Below are 19,740 nucleotides of genomic sequence, written 5' to 3'. Positions count from 1 at the left end.
TCAGAGGGTGTCAGTCGATTCTGTCGCGGATGCGGCGACCGGGCGAATCGCGCGGTCGGGTCGCTAATCTGAGAGCGTGAACGCGGGCGACGTCGGACTGGTGCTGATCCCGCTGCTCGCGGTCGCAGCACCGCTGCTCGCCCGAGGCGTGCGCCGGGTCATCCGCGTTCCGATCATCGTCTTCGAGCTGGTTCTCGGGATCCTGGCCGGACCCGCCGTGCTCGGCTGGGTCGAGCCGCACGAGATCCTGCAGAAGCTGAGCGATTTCGGGTTGGCGATGCTCTTCTTCGTCGCCGGATCTGAGATCGACTTCCGCGCCGTGTCGGGGAAGCCGCTCATGCGGGCCTCGATCGGCTGGGTGATCAGCGTCGCGCTCGGCATCGGCGTCGGTCTCTTCTTCGCGCCTGGCGACGGCATGATCGTGATCGGTATCGCGCTGAGCTCGACCGCGCTCGGCACGTTGATGCCGATCCTGCGCGATGCGCGCGAGCTCGACACGCCGTTCGGCAAGGTGGTCACCGTGATCGGTGCGGTCGGCGAGTTCCTGCCCCTCATCGCCATCTCCGTCTTCCTCAGCGCGCGCTCGACGCCGGTGGCTGCCGGGATCCTGCTGGCGTTCGTCGTGCTCGCCGGACTGGCCGTGCTGCTGGCGCGTCGGCTGCCGCACGGTGGACTGCACGAGTTCATCCGGGTGACCCTGCACACCTCCGACCAGTTCGCAGTGCGCTTCGTGCTGCTGCTCATCGCCGCACTCGTCGGCATCAGTGTGATGTTCGATCTCGACATGCTGCTCGGCGCCTTCGTCGCCGGAGCCATCTGGCACATCATCATGGCCCGTGCACCGAAGGACGACGCCGCGGCGGTCGAGAGCAAGGTCGAGGCCGTCGCGTTCGGCTTCCTCGTGCCGATCTTCTTCCTCTACACCGGCGTGAACTTCGACCTGGCAGCATTGCTCGCGTCTCCGGCGGCGCTCGGACTCGTGCCGCTGTTCCTGGTCGCCCTTCTTGTGATCCGCGGCTCGGCGGCGCAGTTGTCGGCGCCGCGGGGAATGAATGTGCGCGATCGTGCGGCGCTCGGGATGCTCGCCGCCACCGGGCTGCCGATCATCGTCGCGGTGACCGCGATCGGCGTCGAGCGAGGGATGCTCGACAGCGGGACGGCCGCCGCGCTGGTCGGAGCCGGGATGCTGTCCGTGCTGATCTACCCGCTCATCGCGATGATGGTGCGCGGGGACCGTGAGCGCGTCGTCGGCCCCCGGCCCGCCGACGAGCGGCCGCAGGGAGAACTGTGATGACGGCATCCGATCTGCTGAGTGAGGCGCGGGCCGCGCTGGCCGGTGCGCCACAGGAGGGACTGGGCGAGGAGCGCAGCTCGCGGTGGCGCGGGCGGCGTATCGTTCGGGTCGGTTCCGCGTGGCATCTCGGCGTGCTGCTGCTCACGGACACGCGCGTGCTGGCCACCGCCGAGGTGCTGCGGGCGGCCGACCCCGGCCGACGCGGCTACACGGCGGAATCCGCTCGCGCGCGTGCGGCTCGCCGCGAGGAGGCGCTGCGCGGGGGCTTCGCCGAGGGCGAGGTCGTGCACGTCGGCTGGAGCGTCGTCGATGTTTCGGCCGTGGACGCCGGCGGGTCATCCGGTCCGCTCGCCGTCGTCGACGCGGTGGTGTCCGTGCGCTGGAGCAGCGCCGGCGGCTACATGCCGCTGGCGACATACCTACGGGAACGGGTCGAGCTGCTGCAAACCCCCGGTCGTTGAGAGCGGAGCGCAGCGACGAGACGAAACGATCTCATCGGGCGCTCTAGGTCGGCGAGGCGCGTTTCGTCTCGTGAAGACCTGCACTGAGCGAGCGCCAGCGAGTCGAAGCGTCGCTCAACGACCGGGAACGAAGGTTTCTGCGAATCGGCGCAGGAGAGCGGCGCCCTCGGTGACGGATGCCGCGAGCACCTGTCCCTGCACCGCGTCGAACTCGGACGGATCGAAGTATCCGGTCGTGCGGTAGAACGTCATCCGATCCGCGAAGTCGCGCGGGGTGGGCTCGGGATGGAACTGCGCCGCGTACAGATGCGTGCCGACGCGGTAGGCCTGCACCGGGCACACGTCGTTGGTGGCGAGCAGCTCGGCACCGGGCGGGACGGATGCCGCGCTCTCTTTGTGCGCAGTGAAGACGGTCAACGCGGGAGCGCTGGGGCCGAACAGCGGGTCGGCGTCGCCGGCGGCAGTCGTATGGATGACTGTGGCGCTCGCGGCCTCCGGCGTGTCGATCGTCACGTCGCCGCCCAGCATCCGGGTCACGACGCCGATGCTGAAGCAAGTGAAGAACGCGGCCACGTCGCCCTCGATGGCGCGGTCCGCGATGGACTCGAGGTCTGCTTCGACGCGGGCCTGCAGGGGCGACTTCGTCGCGTCGCTCACATTGAACGGCGACCCGCCGACGACGATGCCGCGGTAGTGCGCGAGCCGCACCGGATCGAGCGACTCGGTGAGCAGATCGAGGCGATCGACGACGTCCACGCCGAGCGCTCGCCGGAACGAGGCGTGCTCGGCATCCGCCGCCCCGATCTCCGGGCGCACGCAGACGTAGAGAAGCGAGGCCATCCGGCGATTCTAACGAGCGCGGATGGCCGTCACCGAACGCCCGTCACACGGCGTCGCCGTCAGCGCGAGGAGTTCTGGGTGCGCCCGCGGACGATCCCGACGAACGTCTCGACGTCGGCAGTGGTGCGCTCACGTGGCCAGACCAGTGCGACAGTCGACGTCGGTCCGTCGAGAAGAGGCCGGTGGCCGACGTCCTTGCGATGGTGCAGTCGCGCCAGCGACATCGGCACGACGACGATCCCGACGCCGGTCGCGACGGTGACGATCGCCTCTTCGGTCGTCGAAAGCGACGGAAAGGACGGGGCGAGGGTGCCGGGCAGATCGAGCGTCGCGAGGACGTCATCCTCCGGCCTGATCAGCACCTCGCCGGCCAGATCCGCAGCGGAGAGCTCGTCGACGGCCATCAGATGAGAGTCGACGGCGGCCACGACGACGGGAGTCTCCACATAGAGCGTGATGATGTGGAGCGTGTCGTCCTCCAGCGGCAGGCGCATCAGCGCCGCATCCAGATCGCCCAGCGCTTCACGCTGTCCTGCGGCCTCGATCGGGATCAGCTCCAGCGGGACCTGCGGCATCCGCTGCTTCCAGGCATCGATCCACTTGCCGGGTGTCGCACCGGGGACGACGCCGAGGCGGAAGGTGCGGGATTCCTCCATGGGAACCGCGGCGTCGAACACGACCGTCGGCTGCTTCTGCGGGCGCTTCTGGGGCTGCGCCTTCTTGGATCCCGCACCGAGAGGCCGCTTCGTGCCGCGCGCTGGCACCGTCTTGCGGCCGCGCGCGCCGCCCTGTTTCGCCATGCCCTCAGGGTATCGGGCTGTTCAGTGCGAATGCCGTCGCTGAGCGTGACGGATCAGACCGACTGCTCCGCTCACCAGAACCAGGGCGCCGATGCAGAGGAGCACGGTGGCGGTGATCGTGCCAGGAGTCATCCCGAGCGCCCAGTCGGCGACGGCATCGCTGCGATCGCGGTCGATCAGCAGCCAGAGGCCGAGGCCGGCGAGCGTGGCGAAGACCGCACCCCACACGATCGCTGCCCAGCGCGTGCGCGGCAGCGCGTCAGCTGTCGATCCCTCTGCGGATGCGGAAGGAATCGGTGCCATGGTGTCGATGCTCATTCTTCGCCGTCCTTGCGTTCGTAGACCGTGATGGAGATCTCCCCGGCGGTCTGTTCGATGGTCATCTTCTGTTTTGTCACGATCGGGCCCTCCGCGCTGATCGTCTCAGCGAAGACGCGCTCGCCCTCACCGTTGGTGCGTGCCTGCCAGGTCCCCACATCGATCACGGTCCCGGTCGTCGGGTCGACGCGCTTCCACACGATCGAGGCGGTGTCGACGGTGGCCTCGAGATCGAGTTCCACTCCCTCCGAGACGGAGATCAGCGTGCTGCCGGTGCCCTTCTCGACGCTCATCGACGGGGGCGTGCCGTCGTAAGGGTCGAGGGTGATGTCGAGGTTTCCGAACGGCTGCTGGATCCCCAGAGAATGGGCGTTGCTCGCCCAGGCGTCGCCGAATGTGAACTGTCGCAGTGTGGCGACGCCGGTCGCGACCGCACCTCCGACCAGCACCAGCACGGTCAGGAACGCGAGGAAGCCGCTACGGCGGCGAAGTGCACCGGCGACGATCATTCCCACCGCGAGCACGAGCGCCGCGGAGAGCAGTCCCACGGCCAGCCTGAGTCGCTCGTCGCCCCCGGACCAGAGCCCCATGGCGGCGCCGGCCACCAGCGCCAAGCCGATCACCGATGCGACGAGAGGGAAGCTCGCGCGTGGGTTCGACGCGCGCCGGATCCGCCGGCGTTCCGCAGCCTCGGCGGCGAAGGCCGTCGCCACCGTCTGCCGCTCGCGCCGAGCCTGCTCGCGCGCTGCGCGCTCGGCATCCTGCTGCTGGCGCCGCCAGGCCTGATCCTGTTCCTTCCAGGCGGCGTGCTGCCGGCGCCAGGCGTCGAGATCCTCCGGATTCTCCGGCCGTTCCGGGAGCGGGGCCGGCGCGGCCGGCGGGCTCGTGAGGAGAGCGGATGCCGGAGCCGCCGAATCGGCGAGCGCTCCGGCATCCGACTCCAGCGCGTCCGCGTGCTCGACGGCACCCGAGCCGTCGAGCACAGGAGACGCATCCGGGGCCGCATCGTTCGTGGAAGCCATCGACGGACGAGGCGCAGAAGCACCCGGGGTGTGGCGCGCAGCGCGCACGATGAGGACGATCAGCGTGCCGACGAGCAAAAGTCCGACGATCCAGGCGATCACCGACAGGGCCGTCCAGTCCGCGTACCAGAAACCGAACAGTGATCCGGTGATGGGCGCCGTCGGAATCAGTCCGATCACCGCCATGCCGAGGATGCCCAGCTGTGTCGGTTGGAAGTCCTGTGCCAGCAGATCACGGGTGTGCACCCGGCCATCGGCGTCGGGGAGAAGCGCCCACGCGACGGCGTAGAGGAAGATCGCCGGCAGGCCGAACAGCGCCGCGACGACGAACACGCCGCGCACGATCAGCGGGTCGATGCGCAGCCGTGCGGCGATTCCCGCGCACACGCCGCCGAGCCACCCGTCCGAGCGGATGACACCGAGGTCGGCAACCCAGAGGAAGAACTTGTCGGCGGGAGGCACCGGCGCAGCGGGCGAGGTCGTATCGGCAGCGGGTGGCGGCGCGGTCGGAATCGTCATGATTCGATCCTTGCGCCCGGCAGTGGGCCCCGACCATGGGGTGTTCCCCTGAGTCGACCCTGATCTTCGGCTGCTGGTCTGCCCTGGTCGCCTTCCGGGTGATTGGATGGCGACATGTCTTATTCGGCTCCGATCGTGCCGGTGCGACCCGCGCCGGTCGCTCCGCCGCCGCGTCCGCCGCTCGCTCGGGATCGCGAATGCCTGGTCGCCGGGGTCAGCACCGGACTGTCACGGCACCTCGGAGCGCCGCTCTGGGCCGTGCGCGCGCTGTTCGTCGCTCTCACCCTCTGCGGCGGGGCAGGAATCCTGCTCTATGCGTGGTGCTGGGTATTCATGCCCTGGCAGCCGGGGGAATCAGCGCCGACGCGGAGGGCGCCGGTCGCATGGCTGCTCCTGGTGCCGGCGAGCATCGGCACCCTGCTGGTGAGCATCCGGTGGGCCGCCGGGGACTCATGGGGTAATGACGCCCCTGTCAGCTCGTCGAGTCTCGCGCTCGCAGGCGCTGTGGTGTTCGCGACGGCTGCGAGTCTGTGGGCGACGCTCATCGATCGCACCGACACGGCGAGAGGGCCGCGGCACACGGCGGTGATCCGGATCGTGGCGGTGGCGCTCTTGGTGCTGGTGTTCCTGATCGTTCTCGGGCGGCCGGTCGGTGGAACGGCCTTCGCTCTGATGCTTCCTCTCGCCGGGCTCGTGGCGGTGGCCTCGTCGACATTCATCCACCGCTGGCGGGAACTTGCCGGCGAACGCGTCCGGCGCATCCGTGAGGAGCAGCGCAGTGAGATGGCTGCGCACCTGCACGACTCGGTGCTGCAGACGCTCGCACTGATCCAGAACCGGGCCGGTGCCTCGAGCGAGGCTGCTCGTCTCGCTCGCGCCCAAGAGCGGGAACTGCGGGCGTGGCTGTACGACGGCGATGCCCCGGCCGACAGCGATCTGCCGACCGACCTGCGCGACTATGCGGGCGGCCTGGAACTCGACTATCCCGTGCGCATCGACGTCGTCTCGGCCGGTCTGTCCGCGGAACGCGCGAGTGGCGAGCTGGCGGCAGCCGCGCGTGAGGCGATGCTCAATGCGGCGCGGCATGCCGGCGGTGAGATCTCGGTGTACATCGAGGGCAACGACACCGGGGTCGACGTCTTCATCCGCGATCGCGGCCGAGGCTTCGTCCTCGCCGCCGTCCCGAGCGACCGCCTCGGGGTCCGGGAATCCATCATCGGACGGATGCGTCGCGCCGGCGGCACGGGCACCGTGCGCAGCGACGAGAACGGAACAGAAGTGCACCTGCACATCGACACGGCAGGGGACGACCGTGGCTGACGGCATCCGCGTCGTCATCGTGGACGACCATTCGATCTTCCGCTCCGGACTCAGGGCCGACCTCGATGCGAGCGTCGAGGTCGTCGGCGAGGCGGCGGATGTGCCGTCGGCGGTCGCGGTCATCCGGGCCACCGCCCCGGACGTGGTCCTGCTCGACGTGCACCTTCCCGGGGGTGAGGGTGCAGATGCGGCGGGCGGTGAAGCGGTGATCAGAGGCAGCGCTCCGACGGCATCCCGTTTCCTCGCGTTGAGCGTCTCCGATGCCGCCGCAGACGTCGTGCGGGTGATCAGGGCCGGTGCCAGGGGCTACATCACCAAGGGGTCATCCGGCGTCGAGGTGAGCAGCGCGGTTCATGCCGTCGCGGGCGGTGATGCGGTGTTCTCGCCGCGCCTGGCCGGGTTCGTGCTCGACGCCTTCGGGGCGGTCGCCGGAGAGACGGCGACCGCCGACTCCGAACTGGATCGACTCTCGGCTCGTGAGCAGGAGGTCATGCGGCTGATCGCCCGCGGCTACGCGTACAAAGAGGTCGCCGCCGAGCTGTTCATCTCGATCAAGACGGTCGAGACGCACGTCTCCGCTGTGCTGCGCAAGCTGCAGCTCTCCTCGCGGCATGAACTGACCGCGTGGGCTTCGGAGCGACGGCTGCTGTAGCGCCGCGCTCGCCTCAGGCGGCGAGCCAGAGACCCTTCGGGTTGGTCGCGATCCTCATGCCTGCCGCCACCGTCTCGTCATCGCCGATCTTGGCACCGCGCGCGATGCGCGCGCCGGCTCCGACCTCGGTGCGGACGCCGATGTGCGCGCCATCACCGACAGCGGCACCCTGGCCGATGTGCGCGTGCGCGTCGATGAAGGCGCCTTCGCCGATCACGGCATCCGGTTCCACCCACGCGCCGCGAGCGACCTTCGCCCCGGCAGCGACCCGCGCGCCCGGTTCGATATACGCGCCCGCTTCCACCATGGCCCTCGGATGCACCTTCGCGCCGTGCGCGACGAGACCCCGGCCATTCGCGTGCTTGCGGTAACGCAGCGTCGCTCCCTGGTCGTTCTCGATGTCGACGTAGTTCTTTCCCACGATTCCTCCCGTGCCCGGAGTTCTCCGGATATATCAACAACCACGGGTGGTACGGATTCATTCCCGCCGAGGGATGCTGTTCACCTCTGGCAGAACGGACACCAGAACGTGATCCTCTCGCGGGTCGGATCGGCCCCGAGTTCGCCCCTCTGAATGAGAGTTCCGCAGCGTCGGCACGGGCGTCCGGCGCGGCCGTACACCCACGTCGTCTGCCCAGGACGGTTGACCCCGGTGAAGGTGCGGTCGGGCCGGTCGCGATTGGCTCGAATCGTCCGCACGCCGAGGTCGAGAAGGGAGGCGACATCGACGTCGGGTGTCGGCGTCGTCGGCAGCACACCGCGCAGAAACAGCAGCTCCGCGGCGTATTCGTTCCCGAAGCCCGCGACGTTGCGCTGATCGAGGATGGCGACGTGGATGCTGCGCGCATCCGCGCCGAGACGCCTCGCCGCCTCCTGCGCATCCCAGTCCTCGGCGAGCGGATCCGGTCCGAGATGGCCGACCAGGCTGTCTTCTTCGCGCGTCGGCACGACCTCGATCTCAGCCAGATCGACGCCCACCGCCTCACGCTGCTCAGTGCCGACGATGGCCCGCACCTTGTACGCCGGATGCCGCCACTTCTCGCCCGGTCGGTAGACGAACCAGGCGCCGTCCATGCGCAGGTGCGAATGAACCGTGCTGTCGCCGATGCGCAGCAGCAGGTGCTTGCCGCGCGCTTCAGCTCCATGCACGCGCTGGCCGCGCAGATCGATGGTCGCCGCGCGAGGAACACGGAGATCGAAGCGGGTGACATCGGCTCCGGCCAGCGCCTCATCGAGGCGGCGGGCGGTGCGGTGAACGGTGTCGCCCTCGGGCATCAGACGGGTCCGGCCGGTGGCGCCCCTGCGCCCGGCGGAGGTGGCAGCAGCGGTGTCGGGGTGGCGCCCACAGGGGGCGGTGGCGGATTCTGAGTCCGTCCGGAACGGTCGAGCATGGTCCTGGCGAGCATCGTGGAGCCGGCGACCGCGGCGGGCATGGCCACGACCGCACCGAGCGGAATCAGGAAGCACAGCTGAGTCGCGACGCCGAACCCGAGAACACGGACCCTGCTTCCGGCGAAGAGCGCAGCGCGGTCCAGCGGCGTCAGATCCCTGGCGTCGAAGGCGCGCCCGGTGAGCTCGCGCGCCAGCAGGCGTCCGGTGAAGATCACGCCGCCCACCGCGCCGAGGACTCCGCCGACGATCGGGATGAGACCGACCACGAGGACGAGGATCGCGATGAGCAGGCCGAGCAGCACCAGTCGCACGCCTTCGCCGAGCGCGTTCCAGAAGCCGCCTCCGTCGACGGGCTGTTCGCCGCCGAGGTCGGATTCGACGGCCCGCCAGATCCGCCCGTAGAAGGGATCGCCGATCGTGAGCGCGAGGGCGCTGAACACGGAAGCGGCCAGCGCCAGCGCGGCGATGAACACGACGATTCCGACGGCTCCGCGCACGACGCCGCGCCAGGGCTCGGTCCAGCCGGCGGCGAACGGGGTGATCCACTCGGCGATGCCGCCGAGTGAGATCAGCAAGGGGACGAGCGCGGCGGCCAGGAGCAGGAAAGCGACCACGGCCGGGATGAGGCCGAGCGCCATCAAGCCCGGCCGAGTGCGCCACAGTCCGAATCCCCGCAGCAGCAGGCGGACTCCGGCACCGAACTCGCGAATCATGGATTCAGCCTATGCGGCGCTCGTGGTGGCGGCAGAGCTGCGCACAACTTCGGATGCCGCAGGCGACACCCCGCAGAATCGTTCGCCTGCACGGCGTGTCTCGAGGTCGGTCCGAAGTTGTGCACAGCCGCTCAGATGGCTTTGCGCAGGGTGTACCCGCGGGGGGTCACGACGAAGCCGGCCTCCTGAAGCGCGATCGCCAGAACCGTGCCGTAGACGCCTTCACCGTTCACCTTCTCGACGGTGAGCGTGTCGAGCCGCCTGGCCCTGGCCGTGGTCGCCAGGTCGGATGCCGCCGCCTGCAGCACATCTGGGTCATCGCTGAACGACAGCACGGTGCGGCCGCCGCGCTCGAGATACAGCACGAGCTCGCCGTCGACGAGCACGACCAGGCCACCCGCCTTCCGCCCAGGACGGTGCGAAACGCCCTCGCGGCGCGGCCAGCCGAGTGCGGCACCATAGGGATTCGCGGGATCGGTGGCGGCGAGGGTGATGGCCGTCCGAGGCGGGGGATCGCTGAGTCCGGCGAACGTGCGCAGCCGGTCGACCGTGGCGGATGCCGCGAACTGCGCCGCGCCGAGCTTCTCGATCACGTATCCGCGGCGGCAGTGCCCGGCCTCTTCGAAGCCGGCGAGCACGCGATATGCCTGGGCGAAACCGCCGGGCACGCCTTCGGTCTGCACCGCGCCGCGGGTGACGACGCCGTAGCGATCGAGGAGAAGACCGGCGGTGACGGTCGCCCGGCGCGCCGCATCTCTCTCGGCCGTGGGGAGCAGCGACCACCGTCCGCCGGCCGTCGTCGGTCGCGCCGTCGAGCGTGCCAGGGACATGCCCCGGTAGGTCCGCGCCCGTGGAGCACGGCGGGTCACCCGATGCGCCTGCGACCCGCCGCCGAGGAGTGCGCGGATCGGCGCGAACGTGTCGTTCGTCACCCGTCCGGCCCAGGTCAGCGTCCACAGTGCTTCGAGCACGGACTGCTCGTTCTCGGCGCCGGTCATCTCTTTGAGCTGCGCGGCGAAGTAGGCGCCACCGGCGCTGAGAGATTCGATCAGACGCGCGTCCAGCGAGTCGGTCGCGAGGTCGTCGTCCGGCTCGGGAAGTGTGAACGGCGCGAGATCGGCGGGATGCAACGAGACCCAGCCGTCGCGCCCTGGCAACGTGCCGTGTCCCGACCAGATCACCTCGCCGCTGGCGGTGAGCTCGTCGAGCAGGGCCGGCGTGTAGTCGCTGACGCGTGAGGGCAGGATCAGCGATTCCCATGCGCTCGCCGGGATCGGCACTCCCGCCAGCTGCTCGATCACGGCGAGCACGCCGTCGAGGCCCTCCTGCGGTCGAGTGAGGTGCTGCCATTCGGGGAGGAAGCGCGCGTAGGCGGCGGGTGGCACCGGCTCGACGCTTCCGCGGATCGCGGCCAGCGACCGCATCCGCAGTCGGCGCAGCACCTCGGTGTCGCACCATTCGATGTCGGAGGCGCTGCCGGCGGCCTCGGGCAGGAAGTAGCCGCTGGTGATGCGTCCGGCGTTCTCGAGTCGTTGCAGCGTGTGGCGCGCGACGGCGGTACCGATGCCGAATCGAGTGGCCACGGCGTCGGTCGGGAAGGGCCCGTGGGTGCGCGCATGCCGGGCGACGAGGTCGCCGAGCGGGTCGGCGACCGGGTCGAGGAAGGCCACGGGGATGCCGGTGGGCAGTGCGACCCCGAGTGCATCGCGCAGGCGTCCGGCGTCTTCGATCGCGGCGACCCGGGTGGCCCCGGCGATGATGACCGGGATGGCGCGGCGTGCCGCCACGAGGGCGTCGAGGTGGGCGGATGCCGCGTCTGGCTCCTCCAGCCGCGCGGCGACCTCGAGGGCATCCAGCGGGCCGAGCAGGCGCAGCAGGTCGGCTGTGCCCTCGAGCCCCCGTGCGTGACGTTCGGGATCGAGGCGCTGCGCCTCCTGTTCGAACTGTGTGATGACGGCGGGATCGAGGAGTTCCCGCAACTCGACGGTGCCGAGCAGCTCTCCGAGGAGCGCCGGGTCGACCGAGAGCGCGGCGGCGCGACGTTCGGCCAGCGGCGAGTCGCCCTCGTACATGAACGCGCCGACGTAGCCGAAGAGCAGATCGCGCGCATACGGCGAGGGCTGCGCCGGCTGCGTCTCGACGAGCCGGACACGGCGGTCGGCGATCGCGGTGGCGAGCTTTCGCAGCGATGGCAGGTCGTACACGTCCTGCAGCACCTCGCGCAGGGTCTCCAGGATCACCGGGAAAGTCGGATGCCGTCGCGCGACCTCGAGCAGCTGTGCGGAGCGCTGACGCTGCTGCCACAGCGGCGACCGCCGATTCGGATTCGTCCGAGGCATCAGCAGCGCCCGCGCTGCGCACTCCCGGAAGCGCGAGGCGAAGAGAGCGGAGCCGCCGACCTCTTCCGTCACGAGCTGTTCGAGCTCGGCCGGATCGAAGACGAACAGCTCCGCTCCCGGCGGCTCTGCTTCGGCATCCGGGATGCGCACGATGATGCCGTCGTCGCTGGCCACAGCCGATCCTTCGACCCCGAGACGTTCCCGGACGCGCGCGTTGATGGCCAGCGCCCACGGGGCGTGCACTTTCATGCCGTACGGGGAATGAAGGATGACGCGCCAGTCGCCGACCTCGTCGCGCCCGCGCTCCACCGTGAGCGTGCGGTCGGTGGGGAGCGTGCCGGTGGCCTCGCGCTGCTCGCTGAGGTGCGCCAGCAGATTGGCGCGGGCCTGCTCGTCGAGACCGGCATCGATGAGCCGCTGCGCGGCCTTCTCAGGGGTGGCCGCCGACACTTCCCGGGAGAACTTCCCGAGCGCCTCGCCGAGCTCGTACGGCCGGCCGATGCCGTCGCCGTGCCAGAACGGCACTTTGCCGGGCTGGCCGTATGCGGGGATGACATTCACCCGGTCGTGCGTGATCTCGGCGATCCGCCAGCTCGTCGTACCGAGGGTGAAGACGTCGCCGACGCGCGACTCGTAGACCATCTCCTCGTCGAGCTCACCGACGCGGGCGCCGGTCGTCTCGCCGGCGACGAAGACCCCGAAGAGGCCGCGATCGGGGATGGTGCCACCGCTCGTCACGGCGATCCGCTGGGCTCCCGGTCGTCCGGTGAGCGTGCCGGCGTCGCGGTCCCAGACCAGGCGCGGGCGGAGCTCGGCGAACTCGTCTGAGGGGTAGCGGCCGGCGAGCAGATCGAGCGTCGCCTCGTATGCCGAACGGGGGAGTGACTGGAAGGGCGCGCTGCGCCGCACCGTCTCGAACCACTCCTCGACGCCGATCGCCCCGAGGGCACTGGCGGCGACGGTCTGCTGGGCGAGGATGTCGAGCGGGTTGCGCGGCACCTGGATCGCTTCGATCTTGCCCGCCAGCATCCGCTCCGTGACGATCGCGGTGTGCAGCACGTCGCCGCGGTGCTTGGGGAACATCGCTGCCCGACTGATCTCACCGACCTGGTGGCCCGCTCGCCCGACTCTCTGCAGGCCGGATGCCGCGGAGGGAGGCGCCTCGACCTGGATGACGAGGTCGACGGCACCCATGTCGATGCCGAGCTCGAGGCTGCTCGTCGCGACGACGCAGCGGAGCACGCCTGACTTCAGCTCCTCCTCGACGAGGGCGCGCTGCTCCTTCGACACCGACCCGTGGTGCGCTTTGGCGAGCACCGGATCGGCTCCGGCGGTGGCGCCGGCCTGCGCCATCATCGCCGCGGGCACGGTGACTTCGGGAAGAGCGATGCCCATCCGCTCGGAGTAGATCTCGTTCAGACGACCGGTGAGGCGTTCGGCGAGCCGCCGGGAGTTGGAGAACACGATCGTGGAGTTGTTCTGCAGGATGCGATCGACGATCGCCTCCTCGACATGCGGCCACACCGAGCCGGTGACCTCCGTGTACTCGGCATCGGCGGCCTCGCCGGGGACACCCGGGGGCGGCGGGGGATTGGTCATATCGTCCATCGGGACGACGACGCCGATCTCGAAGGTCTTGGAAGCCGGTGGAGCGACGATCTCGACGGGCGACGACCCGCCGAGGAACCGTGCGACCTCGTCGATCGGCCGGACGGTAGCCGACAGGCCGATGCGTTGCGCGGGCGCGGCATCGGGATCGTACGACTGCCGCAGCGCATCCAGACGCTCCAGGCTCACGGCGAGGTGCGCTCCGCGCTTCGTCGCCGCGACCGCGTGCACCTCGTCGATGATCACGGTGTGCACGCCGCGCAGCGTCTCGCCGGCGCGGCTCGTGAGCATCAGATAGAGAGACTCCGGCGTCGTGATCAGGATGTCGGGCGGGTCGGAGACGAGTTTCCGCCGGTCGCTGGAGGTGGTGTCGCCGGAGCGGACGCCGACGGTCACGGCAGGAGCCGGGATGCCGAGGCGCCGCGCGGATTGCCCGATGCCGACGAGCGGCGAGCGAAGGTTGCGCTCGACGTCGACGCCGAGCGCCTTCAGCGGCGAGATGTAGAGGATGCGGGTACGCGGCTCGCCCTTGGCGGGCGGCGCGGCATCCGCCATCCGCTCGCGGAACACGCTGTCGATCGCCCACAGGAAGGCGGACAGGGTCTTTCCGGAACCGGTGGGTGCGACGACCAGCGCGTGCTTTCCCGCCGAGATCGCTTCCCACGCGCCCGCCTGGGCCGGTGTGGGGGCAGCAAAGGCACCCCGGAACCAGTCCTGCGTGGCCGGGGTGAAGCGGTCGAGCACGTCGCTCATCACTCCATCATGCGGCCTGCGTCCGACATCGGACCCGATGTGCCTGGCGGTCGGTCAGGAGCGGCTACTCGTTCGGCATCAGGATCCACAGGAGGATGTAGGCCCAGAGCGAGAGCCCGGCGAACAGGACGAGGATGACGGAGAGGATTCTCACGGTCGAGGGCTTCATATCGAATCGCCGAGCGATGCCGGCGCAGACGCCGGCGATGACGCGGTCGCCGCGAGGGCGTACGAGTGAGTTCATGCCTCCATCCTCTCTCGGGTGTCGGCGCGACACAGCGTTCGCGGCGAGGTTGGGTGATACTGAGGCCAGGAGGCACGACATGAAGCTCACGACCCCGGCCACGCAATCCGGCTACATCCTGAACGGCTCATCCGTGCAAACGCCCGGTTGGCTGCCGCCTGAGAAACCGCGCAAGGAGCCTGCCAAGGCCCGTGGGGTCATCATCGCGGCGTTGGTGCTCATTGCCGTCATCGGCGCCGCGATCGCGCTGTCCGTGAGCGTGCTCGCGCCCTCCACCAGGGACATCGAGATCGCGTCGACCTCGGGCATCGTCGACATCGACGGCGAAGACGTCGCGGTCCTCGTCTACCAGGACTCCTCGCGACCGGGGCTCTTCGTCTCGGGCTTCCAGACACGGATCTCGGCGATCCGCACCTCCGACGGCGAACAGCTGTGGGATCAGCAGCTCAACGACGATCTGATGGGCGATGCCGTCGTGCTCGCCGGCGATGCGGATCTCGTGTACATCGGCAGCGACGACGGCCTCGTCATCCTGGATGCCGCCACCGGCGCCGTGCGCTCCCAGGGGCTTGAGATCGCCGGGCTCGGCGCCGACGCGGTGCTCGCCGCCAGTGCCTATGGGTATGACGCGGAGGCGAACGCGGTGGTCGCCCTCGCCGGAACCGGGCAGGTCATGCAGCTGCCCGTCGGACAGGAGCAGGCGACGTCCGCCGATGCGGCGCTCGCCGGGCGCTGGAAGGACGTGCTGAACGCCGGGCCGTTCTACGACGACACCGTCCTCGTCGACCAGGTCGAACTCGCCGTGTCCGGAGAAGGCACCACCTACGAGGTGGAGTCCGTCTCCGAAGCCGTCGAGCGCGATGCCCTCACCGCCACCTCCGCCGATGGTCGGGCCGTCTTCCGGACCGAGCTCGTCGACATGTCGATTCTTCCGGCCACGGATATCAGCCCCAGACGCGGTGTGATGCTCGATACCGGACAGTTCCTCGACGGAGACTTCGGTGACATCGACGAGGATGACATGCAGGCGCTCATCGAGAAGGTGATGGGCACGGTGCCCGACGGGAACATGCCGCCGGCGCCCGCCGGTCTCGGGCAGGGGTTCCTGCTCGTGCAGCACAAGGAATCGGTCAACGCCGAACTGATGGCGCTGAGCAGCATCGACGCCGAGACGGGCCGGATCGTCGACACGGTCGAGATGAAGGTCGACGCCCTGCGCGCGCTGACCGGCCCGGGAGGGACGACGGCCGTGATCGCCGCCGCCCCCGACGCCTGGCGGCCGAACACCATGGTGGTCCTGCAACCGGACGGAACCCTCCGAACGGTCGAGGTCGGCACGCTGCCCTGGTGGCAGCGGCTGTTCATCTAGTTCATCTCGGCAAGCACCCCTTCCGCGTCGATCTCGAGTGTGAGGTCGAGATCGAGTCGCGCCAGGAACGCATCGTCGTGGCTGACGACGAGCACGGCGCCACGGTAGGCACGGAGCGCCTCCACGAGCTGATCGACCGTGTCGATGTCGAGGTTGTTCGTCGGTTCGTCCAGCACCACGAGATGCGGCGCGGGGTCGGCGAGCAGCACCCGTGCCAGCGCGACCCGGAAGCGCTCGCCGCCGGACAGACTCGCTACCGGCCGGTCCACAGTGCCGCCGCGGATCAGGAAGCGCGCCAGCCGGTTGCGCAGTTCCTTCTCGGGGATCTGCGGCGCCGCTTCGGCGATGTTCTCGATCACCGAGCTGTTCTCATCGAGGCCGTCGATGCGCTGCGGCAGGTAGCCGACTCTGCCGGTATGGGCCGTCGCGCTGGCGTGCGGTTCATAACCCCGGAGATCTGTCCCAGATTCGCCCGAATCGGTTCGTTCGGGTCCGATGTGCTCGGATTCTCCGGAGTTGTGGACAGCATCCGCCGCACTCTCGACGAGCTGCTGCAGCAGGGTGGTCTTGCCCGCCCCGTTCCGTCCGATCAGCGCCGTGCGCTCTGGACCCCGGATGACCCACGCGCGTTGTTCATCGCTGATCGTGGCGATGCGGCGACTGCGTGACACCAGCGGATCCGGCAGCTCGATCTTCATCGAGGCGTCACCACGGAGGCGATGACCGGCCTGATCGAGGGCCGCGCGCGCGGCCTCCTCCTTCTCTCCGACCTCGACGCGCAGCCTTCCCGCCGAAACCTCGGCCGCCATCTTGCGGCCGTGCGCGACGATCTTCGGCACCCGTTTCTCGAGTTCCGCCTTGCGAGCGGTCCTTGCGCGGTGCGCGAGCTTGGTCTCGGCCTCGATCCGCTGGCGCTTCTCCTTGCGGAGCACTTGGGCGGCGGCCACCTCGGCCTGCTTCGCAGCATTCTGCTCGGCATCCAGCCATGCTCGCCATTCGGAGTACGGTCCGCCGAACACGCTCAGCGTGTGCGCGTACAGTTCGGCGGTATCATCCATCAGCTCAAGCAGTGCGACGTCGTGACTGACGACGATGAGTGCTCCCTTCCATGAACTGATCATGGCGGCGAGCCTCGCCCGCGCGTCTCGATCGAGGTTGTTGGTCGGCTCGTCCAGCAGCGTGATCGGCGCGCGCCGAAGGCGGATGCCGGCGATCGCGACGAGAACGGCCTCGCCGCCGGAGAGTTCACCGACCCGGCGGTCGAGGAACGACGGATCGAGTCCGGCTTCGGCGAGGGATGCCTCGGCACGAGCCTCGATATCCCAGTCATCGCCGACCGCGTCGAAATGCGCCGGATCGACATCTCCCGCGGCGATCGCGCGGACCGCATCGAGCGGGCCGGCGACACCGAGAAGATCGGCCACGCGCCGATCGACATCGAGGGTCAGTTGCTGCGGCAGGTACGCGACTTCGCCGGTGACCTGGACCACGCCGGACGTGGGTTCCAGGTCGCCGGCCATCAGCCGCAGCAGCGTGGATTTACCGGAGCCGTTGCGGCCGACGAGTCCGGTACGGCCAGTGCCGAACGAGCCGGAGACCTGGTCGAGCGCGGTCGAGCCGTCCGGCCAGGTGAGGGTGAGGCGGTCGAGGGTGACCGATGCGTGCAGGGTTGGTGTTGACATTGAGCGTCTCCCGGAGGTGTTCGGGGTGCGCTGACGCCGGGCATCCGGGGACGTCGAAGAGTCGACGCCGGAAGGCGGATGCGGCCGTGTGAGTCGGCGATCGTCGGGTCAGCGCGCGGAAAGAAGAGCGCGGAGGCGACGGATCAGATCAAAGGACTTCCAGACACGGCGGACAGGACCCGTCGACTGTACTCCGGGGGTGTCGCGCCTCGCAACTCCCGGGCGTGTCGCGGGGCAACCGCGGCAGCACGAACGTCGCGGAACCGCAGGAATCTCGCAGGGATTCGCCGGATCCCTGCGAAGACCGTGCCTTTCTGCGACGTTCACCGGCCGGCCTTCAGGACGTCACCGGCTGGCGTTAGGGTGGCCCGATGAAGATCACGCACCGTCGAGCCCGCGCCGCGGGCCTTGCCGCAGTCCTGCTGGTGTCGTCCGTTGCGGTGACCGCCGCTCCCGCGTCCGCGGACTCCCGCCCCGCGGGCTCCCGCCCCGCGGCCGCTACCGTGGCGGATATGCGATTCGCCACGTTCAACGCCTCGCTCAACCGCGGCACCGAGGGTGCGCTGGTGCGCGATCTGTCGGCACCGGGGAACGCGCAGGCGGATGCTGTCGCGGAGATCATCCAGCGCGCCGCTCCCGACGTGCTGCTGATCAATGAGTTCGACTACGACGCCGAGGGCGCGGCGTTGCGTCTCTTCCACGACAACTACCTTGCGGTTCCGCATGGCGACGCGCCGGCGGCGTCCTACCCCTATCGCTACACCGCGCCGGTGAACACCGGTGTGCCGAGCGGGTTCGACCTCAACAACAACGGCAGCGTGTCCGGCGGCGACGACGCCTGGGGCTTCGGGCTGTTCCCCGGACAGTACGGGATGGCCGTCTACTCGAAGTTCCCGATCGATGAGGACTCGATCCGCACCTTCCAGAACTTCCGTTGGGCCGACATGCCCGGTGCACTCCTGCCTGACGATCCGAGCACCCCGGAACCGGCTGACTGGTACTCGCCGGAGGAGCTCGCCGAGTTCCCGCTCTCGAGCAAGTCGCACTGGGATGTGCCGATCCAGGTGTCGAAGAACAAGACCGTGCACTTCCTCGTCTCGCACCCCACGCCGCCCACCTTCGACGGCGCCGAGGACCGCAACGGCACGCGCAACCACGACGAGATCCGGTTCTGGGCTGATTACATCTCGGGCGGCAAGACCGGCGGGTACATCGTCGACGATGCGGGCCGTGCCGGTGCTCTGAAGGGCGGCTCACTGTTCGTCATCGCCGGCGACCAGAACGCCGACCCGAACGATGGCGACTCGACCGCGGGCGCGATCGATCAGTTGCTGACGCACCCCAGGGTGAACACCGGATCGGTGCCGACCAGCGAAGGCGGCGCGGAGGCGGCGGAGTTGCAGGGCGGGGTCAACCTCGAACACCTCGGTCGTTCCGCGGAGGACACCGCCGACTTCTCCGAGCCCCCGGGCAACCTGCGCGTCGACTACGTGCTGCCGAGCCGTCAGATCAAGATCGTCGATTCCGGCGTGTTTTGGCCGACCGCGGCCGATCCGCTCTCCCGTCTCACGGGCACCTACCCGTTCCCGTCGAGTGATCACCGACTCGTGTGGGTGGATGCCGACGTTCCCGGTGCGAAGTCCGGGCGCTGACGCGCGGAGCGACTCAGCTCTTGCCGGCTGCCTCGGCGACGGCATCCCGCCACTTGGTGACGAAGACGCCCACATCCGTGAGCTCCTGCTCCGAGATGCTGTGGGTGAGGCCGGGATACACACGTCCGGACAGTTCGGAGTGTTCGGGCAGCCACTGGGCGGTGTGGTCGACGAGGAACGCCGGGATGACGTCGTCGTGCGAGCCGCGCCCCCAGAAGACCGGCGGACGCCGCTCGCGCAGCGCCTCGTCGTGGGGGAGATCGCCTGGCGCGACGTAGCCGCTGAGTGCGACCACGGCGCCGAAGCGCTCTGGCGCGAGGCGGAGTGCCTGCAGAGACACGGCGGCCCCCTGGGAGAACCCGAGGAGCGCGATATCGGATGTCGGGGCATGGGTGTCGAGCCAGGCGAGAAGCGATTCGGCCGCCGCCGACACGGCTGCGTAGTCGCGCCCGTTGAGACCCTCGATCGGATACCAGGATCGCCCGGGCATCGGCCAGGGTGGGGCCAGGGGAGCGGCGACGGATGCCACGGCGATCCCATCAGGGAGATAGGGAACCAGACCGAAGAGATCGTTCTCATCGGCACCGTAGCCGTGCAGGAGCACGAGCAGCGGCATCCCTTCCCGCTTCTCGGGCGCCCACAGGGTCGCCGCGGCGTCGATGACGAGGGAAGAACTCATGCATCCATCCTGCCAGCGATGTCGGACGGCCCATCGGATGGGCGCTGCCGTATGCGGATGCCGATGCGGCTGATAGAAATGAG

Annotated in this window: 17 protein-coding genes; 6 read left to right on the top strand and 11 right to left on the bottom strand. The window is 69.4% G+C overall.

From position 1 onward, the window contains the following. Nucleotides 1–76 precede the first annotated feature (76 nt). Both MRBLWH12_RS10155 and MRBLWH12_RS10150 read left to right on the top strand, forming a co-directional pair. Nucleotides 77–1,291 carry a cation:proton antiporter gene (locus tag MRBLWH12_RS10155; protein WP_363548617.1) on the top strand — a complete coding sequence of 405 codons (1,215 nt, stop codon included), beginning with the start codon at nt 77–79 and terminating at the stop codon, nt 1,289–1,291. Next, nucleotides 1,291–1,755 carry a glutaminase gene (locus tag MRBLWH12_RS10150; protein ID WP_363548615.1) on the top strand — a complete coding sequence of 155 codons (465 nt, stop codon included), beginning with the start codon at nt 1,291–1,293 and terminating at the stop codon, nt 1,753–1,755. Before MRBLWH12_RS10155 ends, MRBLWH12_RS10150 begins: the two co-directional genes overlap by 1 nt. Nucleotides 1,756–1,869: 114 nt before the next feature. Here the strand turns inward: MRBLWH12_RS10150 and MRBLWH12_RS10145 are convergent, their stop codons facing one another. From MRBLWH12_RS10145 to MRBLWH12_RS10130, 4 genes are read right to left on the bottom strand one after another with little or no spacing between them, the layout of a single operon-like run. Then, complete coding sequence (locus tag MRBLWH12_RS10145) at nt 1,870–2,595, bottom strand: glutamine amidotransferase-related protein (RefSeq protein ID WP_363548613.1); 726 nt, start codon at nt 2,593–2,595, stop codon at nt 1,870–1,872. 59 nt (nt 2,596–2,654) lie between these two features. Next, nucleotides 2,655–3,395 (bottom strand): LysR family transcriptional regulator substrate-binding protein, encoded by a 741-nt coding sequence (locus tag MRBLWH12_RS10140; protein WP_363548611.1) that lies wholly within the window; start codon nt 3,393–3,395, stop codon nt 2,655–2,657. A 21-nt stretch (nt 3,396–3,416) separates the two neighbouring features. After that, nucleotides 3,417–3,713, bottom strand: coding sequence for a hypothetical protein (locus MRBLWH12_RS10135; RefSeq protein ID WP_363548609.1), 297 nt, complete (start codon nt 3,711–3,713; stop codon nt 3,417–3,419). Then, nucleotides 3,710–5,254 (bottom strand): PspC domain-containing protein, encoded by a 1,545-nt coding sequence (locus MRBLWH12_RS10130; protein ID WP_363548607.1) that lies wholly within the window; start codon nt 5,252–5,254, stop codon nt 3,710–3,712. Before MRBLWH12_RS10130 ends, MRBLWH12_RS10135 begins: the two co-directional genes overlap by 4 nt. Before the next feature lie 114 nt (nt 5,255–5,368). Here MRBLWH12_RS10130 and MRBLWH12_RS10125 point away from each other — a divergent pair, with 114 nt between their 5' ends. Together MRBLWH12_RS10125 and MRBLWH12_RS10120 are read left to right on the top strand one after the other, a co-directional pair. After that, a complete protein-coding gene (locus MRBLWH12_RS10125) occupies nt 5,369–6,574 on the top strand; it encodes a PspC domain-containing protein (RefSeq protein ID WP_363548605.1) in 1,206 nt (401 codons plus the stop codon). Then, complete coding sequence (locus MRBLWH12_RS10120; protein WP_363548603.1) at nt 6,567–7,226, top strand: response regulator transcription factor; 660 nt, start codon at nt 6,567–6,569, stop codon at nt 7,224–7,226. The genes MRBLWH12_RS10125 and MRBLWH12_RS10120 overlap by 8 nt, the downstream gene beginning before the upstream one ends. Nucleotides 7,227–7,239: 13 nt before the next feature. Here the strand turns inward: MRBLWH12_RS10120 and MRBLWH12_RS10115 are convergent, their stop codons facing one another. The 5 genes from MRBLWH12_RS10115 to MRBLWH12_RS10095 all read right to left on the bottom strand — a co-directional run bounded on the left by MRBLWH12_RS10115 (nt 7,240) and on the right by MRBLWH12_RS10095 (nt 14,275). After that, complete coding sequence (locus MRBLWH12_RS10115) at nt 7,240–7,647, bottom strand: transferase (RefSeq protein WP_102191599.1); 408 nt, start codon at nt 7,645–7,647, stop codon at nt 7,240–7,242. A gap of 80 nt (nt 7,648–7,727) precedes the next feature. Continuing rightward, on the bottom strand, nt 7,728–8,501 hold the full coding sequence (locus MRBLWH12_RS10110) for a DNA-formamidopyrimidine glycosylase family protein (RefSeq protein WP_363548601.1): 774 nt from the start codon (nt 8,499–8,501) through the stop codon (nt 7,728–7,730). Continuing rightward, nucleotides 8,501–9,331, bottom strand: coding sequence for an EI24 domain-containing protein (locus MRBLWH12_RS10105; RefSeq protein ID WP_363548599.1), 831 nt, complete (start codon nt 9,329–9,331; stop codon nt 8,501–8,503). The genes MRBLWH12_RS10110 and MRBLWH12_RS10105 overlap by 1 nt, the downstream gene beginning before the upstream one ends. 131 nt (nt 9,332–9,462) lie before the next feature. Beyond that, complete coding sequence (locus MRBLWH12_RS10100) at nt 9,463–14,031, bottom strand: ATP-dependent helicase (RefSeq protein ID WP_363548597.1); 4,569 nt, start codon at nt 14,029–14,031, stop codon at nt 9,463–9,465. A 64-nt stretch (nt 14,032–14,095) separates the two neighbouring features. Beyond that, on the bottom strand, nt 14,096–14,275 hold the full coding sequence (locus tag MRBLWH12_RS10095; RefSeq protein WP_341978208.1) for a PspC domain-containing protein: 180 nt from the start codon (nt 14,273–14,275) through the stop codon (nt 14,096–14,098). A gap of 79 nt (nt 14,276–14,354) precedes the next feature. Between MRBLWH12_RS10095 and MRBLWH12_RS10090 the strand changes: the two genes are divergently transcribed. Continuing rightward, nucleotides 14,355–15,644 (top strand): PA2928 family protein, encoded by a 1,290-nt coding sequence (locus MRBLWH12_RS10090; protein WP_363548595.1) that lies wholly within the window; start codon nt 14,355–14,357, stop codon nt 15,642–15,644. On the opposite strand, the gene MRBLWH12_RS10085 is transcribed toward MRBLWH12_RS10090, so the two are convergent. Further along, nucleotides 15,641–17,326, bottom strand: a complete 1,686-nt coding sequence (locus MRBLWH12_RS10085) for an ABC-F family ATP-binding cassette domain-containing protein (RefSeq protein WP_363548593.1) — start codon at nt 17,324–17,326, stop codon at nt 15,641–15,643. The genes MRBLWH12_RS10090 and MRBLWH12_RS10085 overlap by 4 nt on opposite strands. Before the next feature lie 371 nt (nt 17,327–17,697). Between MRBLWH12_RS10085 and MRBLWH12_RS10080 the strand changes: the two genes are divergently transcribed. After that, nucleotides 17,698–18,978 carry an endonuclease/exonuclease/phosphatase family protein gene (locus MRBLWH12_RS10080; protein WP_363548591.1) on the top strand — a complete coding sequence of 427 codons (1,281 nt, stop codon included), beginning with the start codon at nt 17,698–17,700 and terminating at the stop codon, nt 18,976–18,978. A gap of 13 nt (nt 18,979–18,991) precedes the next feature. Here MRBLWH12_RS10080 and MRBLWH12_RS10075 read toward each other — a convergent pair whose 3' ends face one another. Beyond that, complete coding sequence (locus tag MRBLWH12_RS10075; RefSeq protein WP_363548589.1) at nt 18,992–19,657, bottom strand: alpha/beta hydrolase; 666 nt, start codon at nt 19,655–19,657, stop codon at nt 18,992–18,994. Between the last annotated feature and the right edge of the window lie 83 nt (nt 19,658–19,740).

This window comes from Microbacterium sp. LWH12-1.2 (assembly GCF_040675825.1).
Taxonomy (GTDB): Bacteria; Actinomycetota; Actinomycetes; order Actinomycetales; family Microbacteriaceae; genus Microbacterium.
Note: the sequence above shows the minus strand (reverse complement) of the source record. Positions and strands in the feature narration are given on the sequence as shown.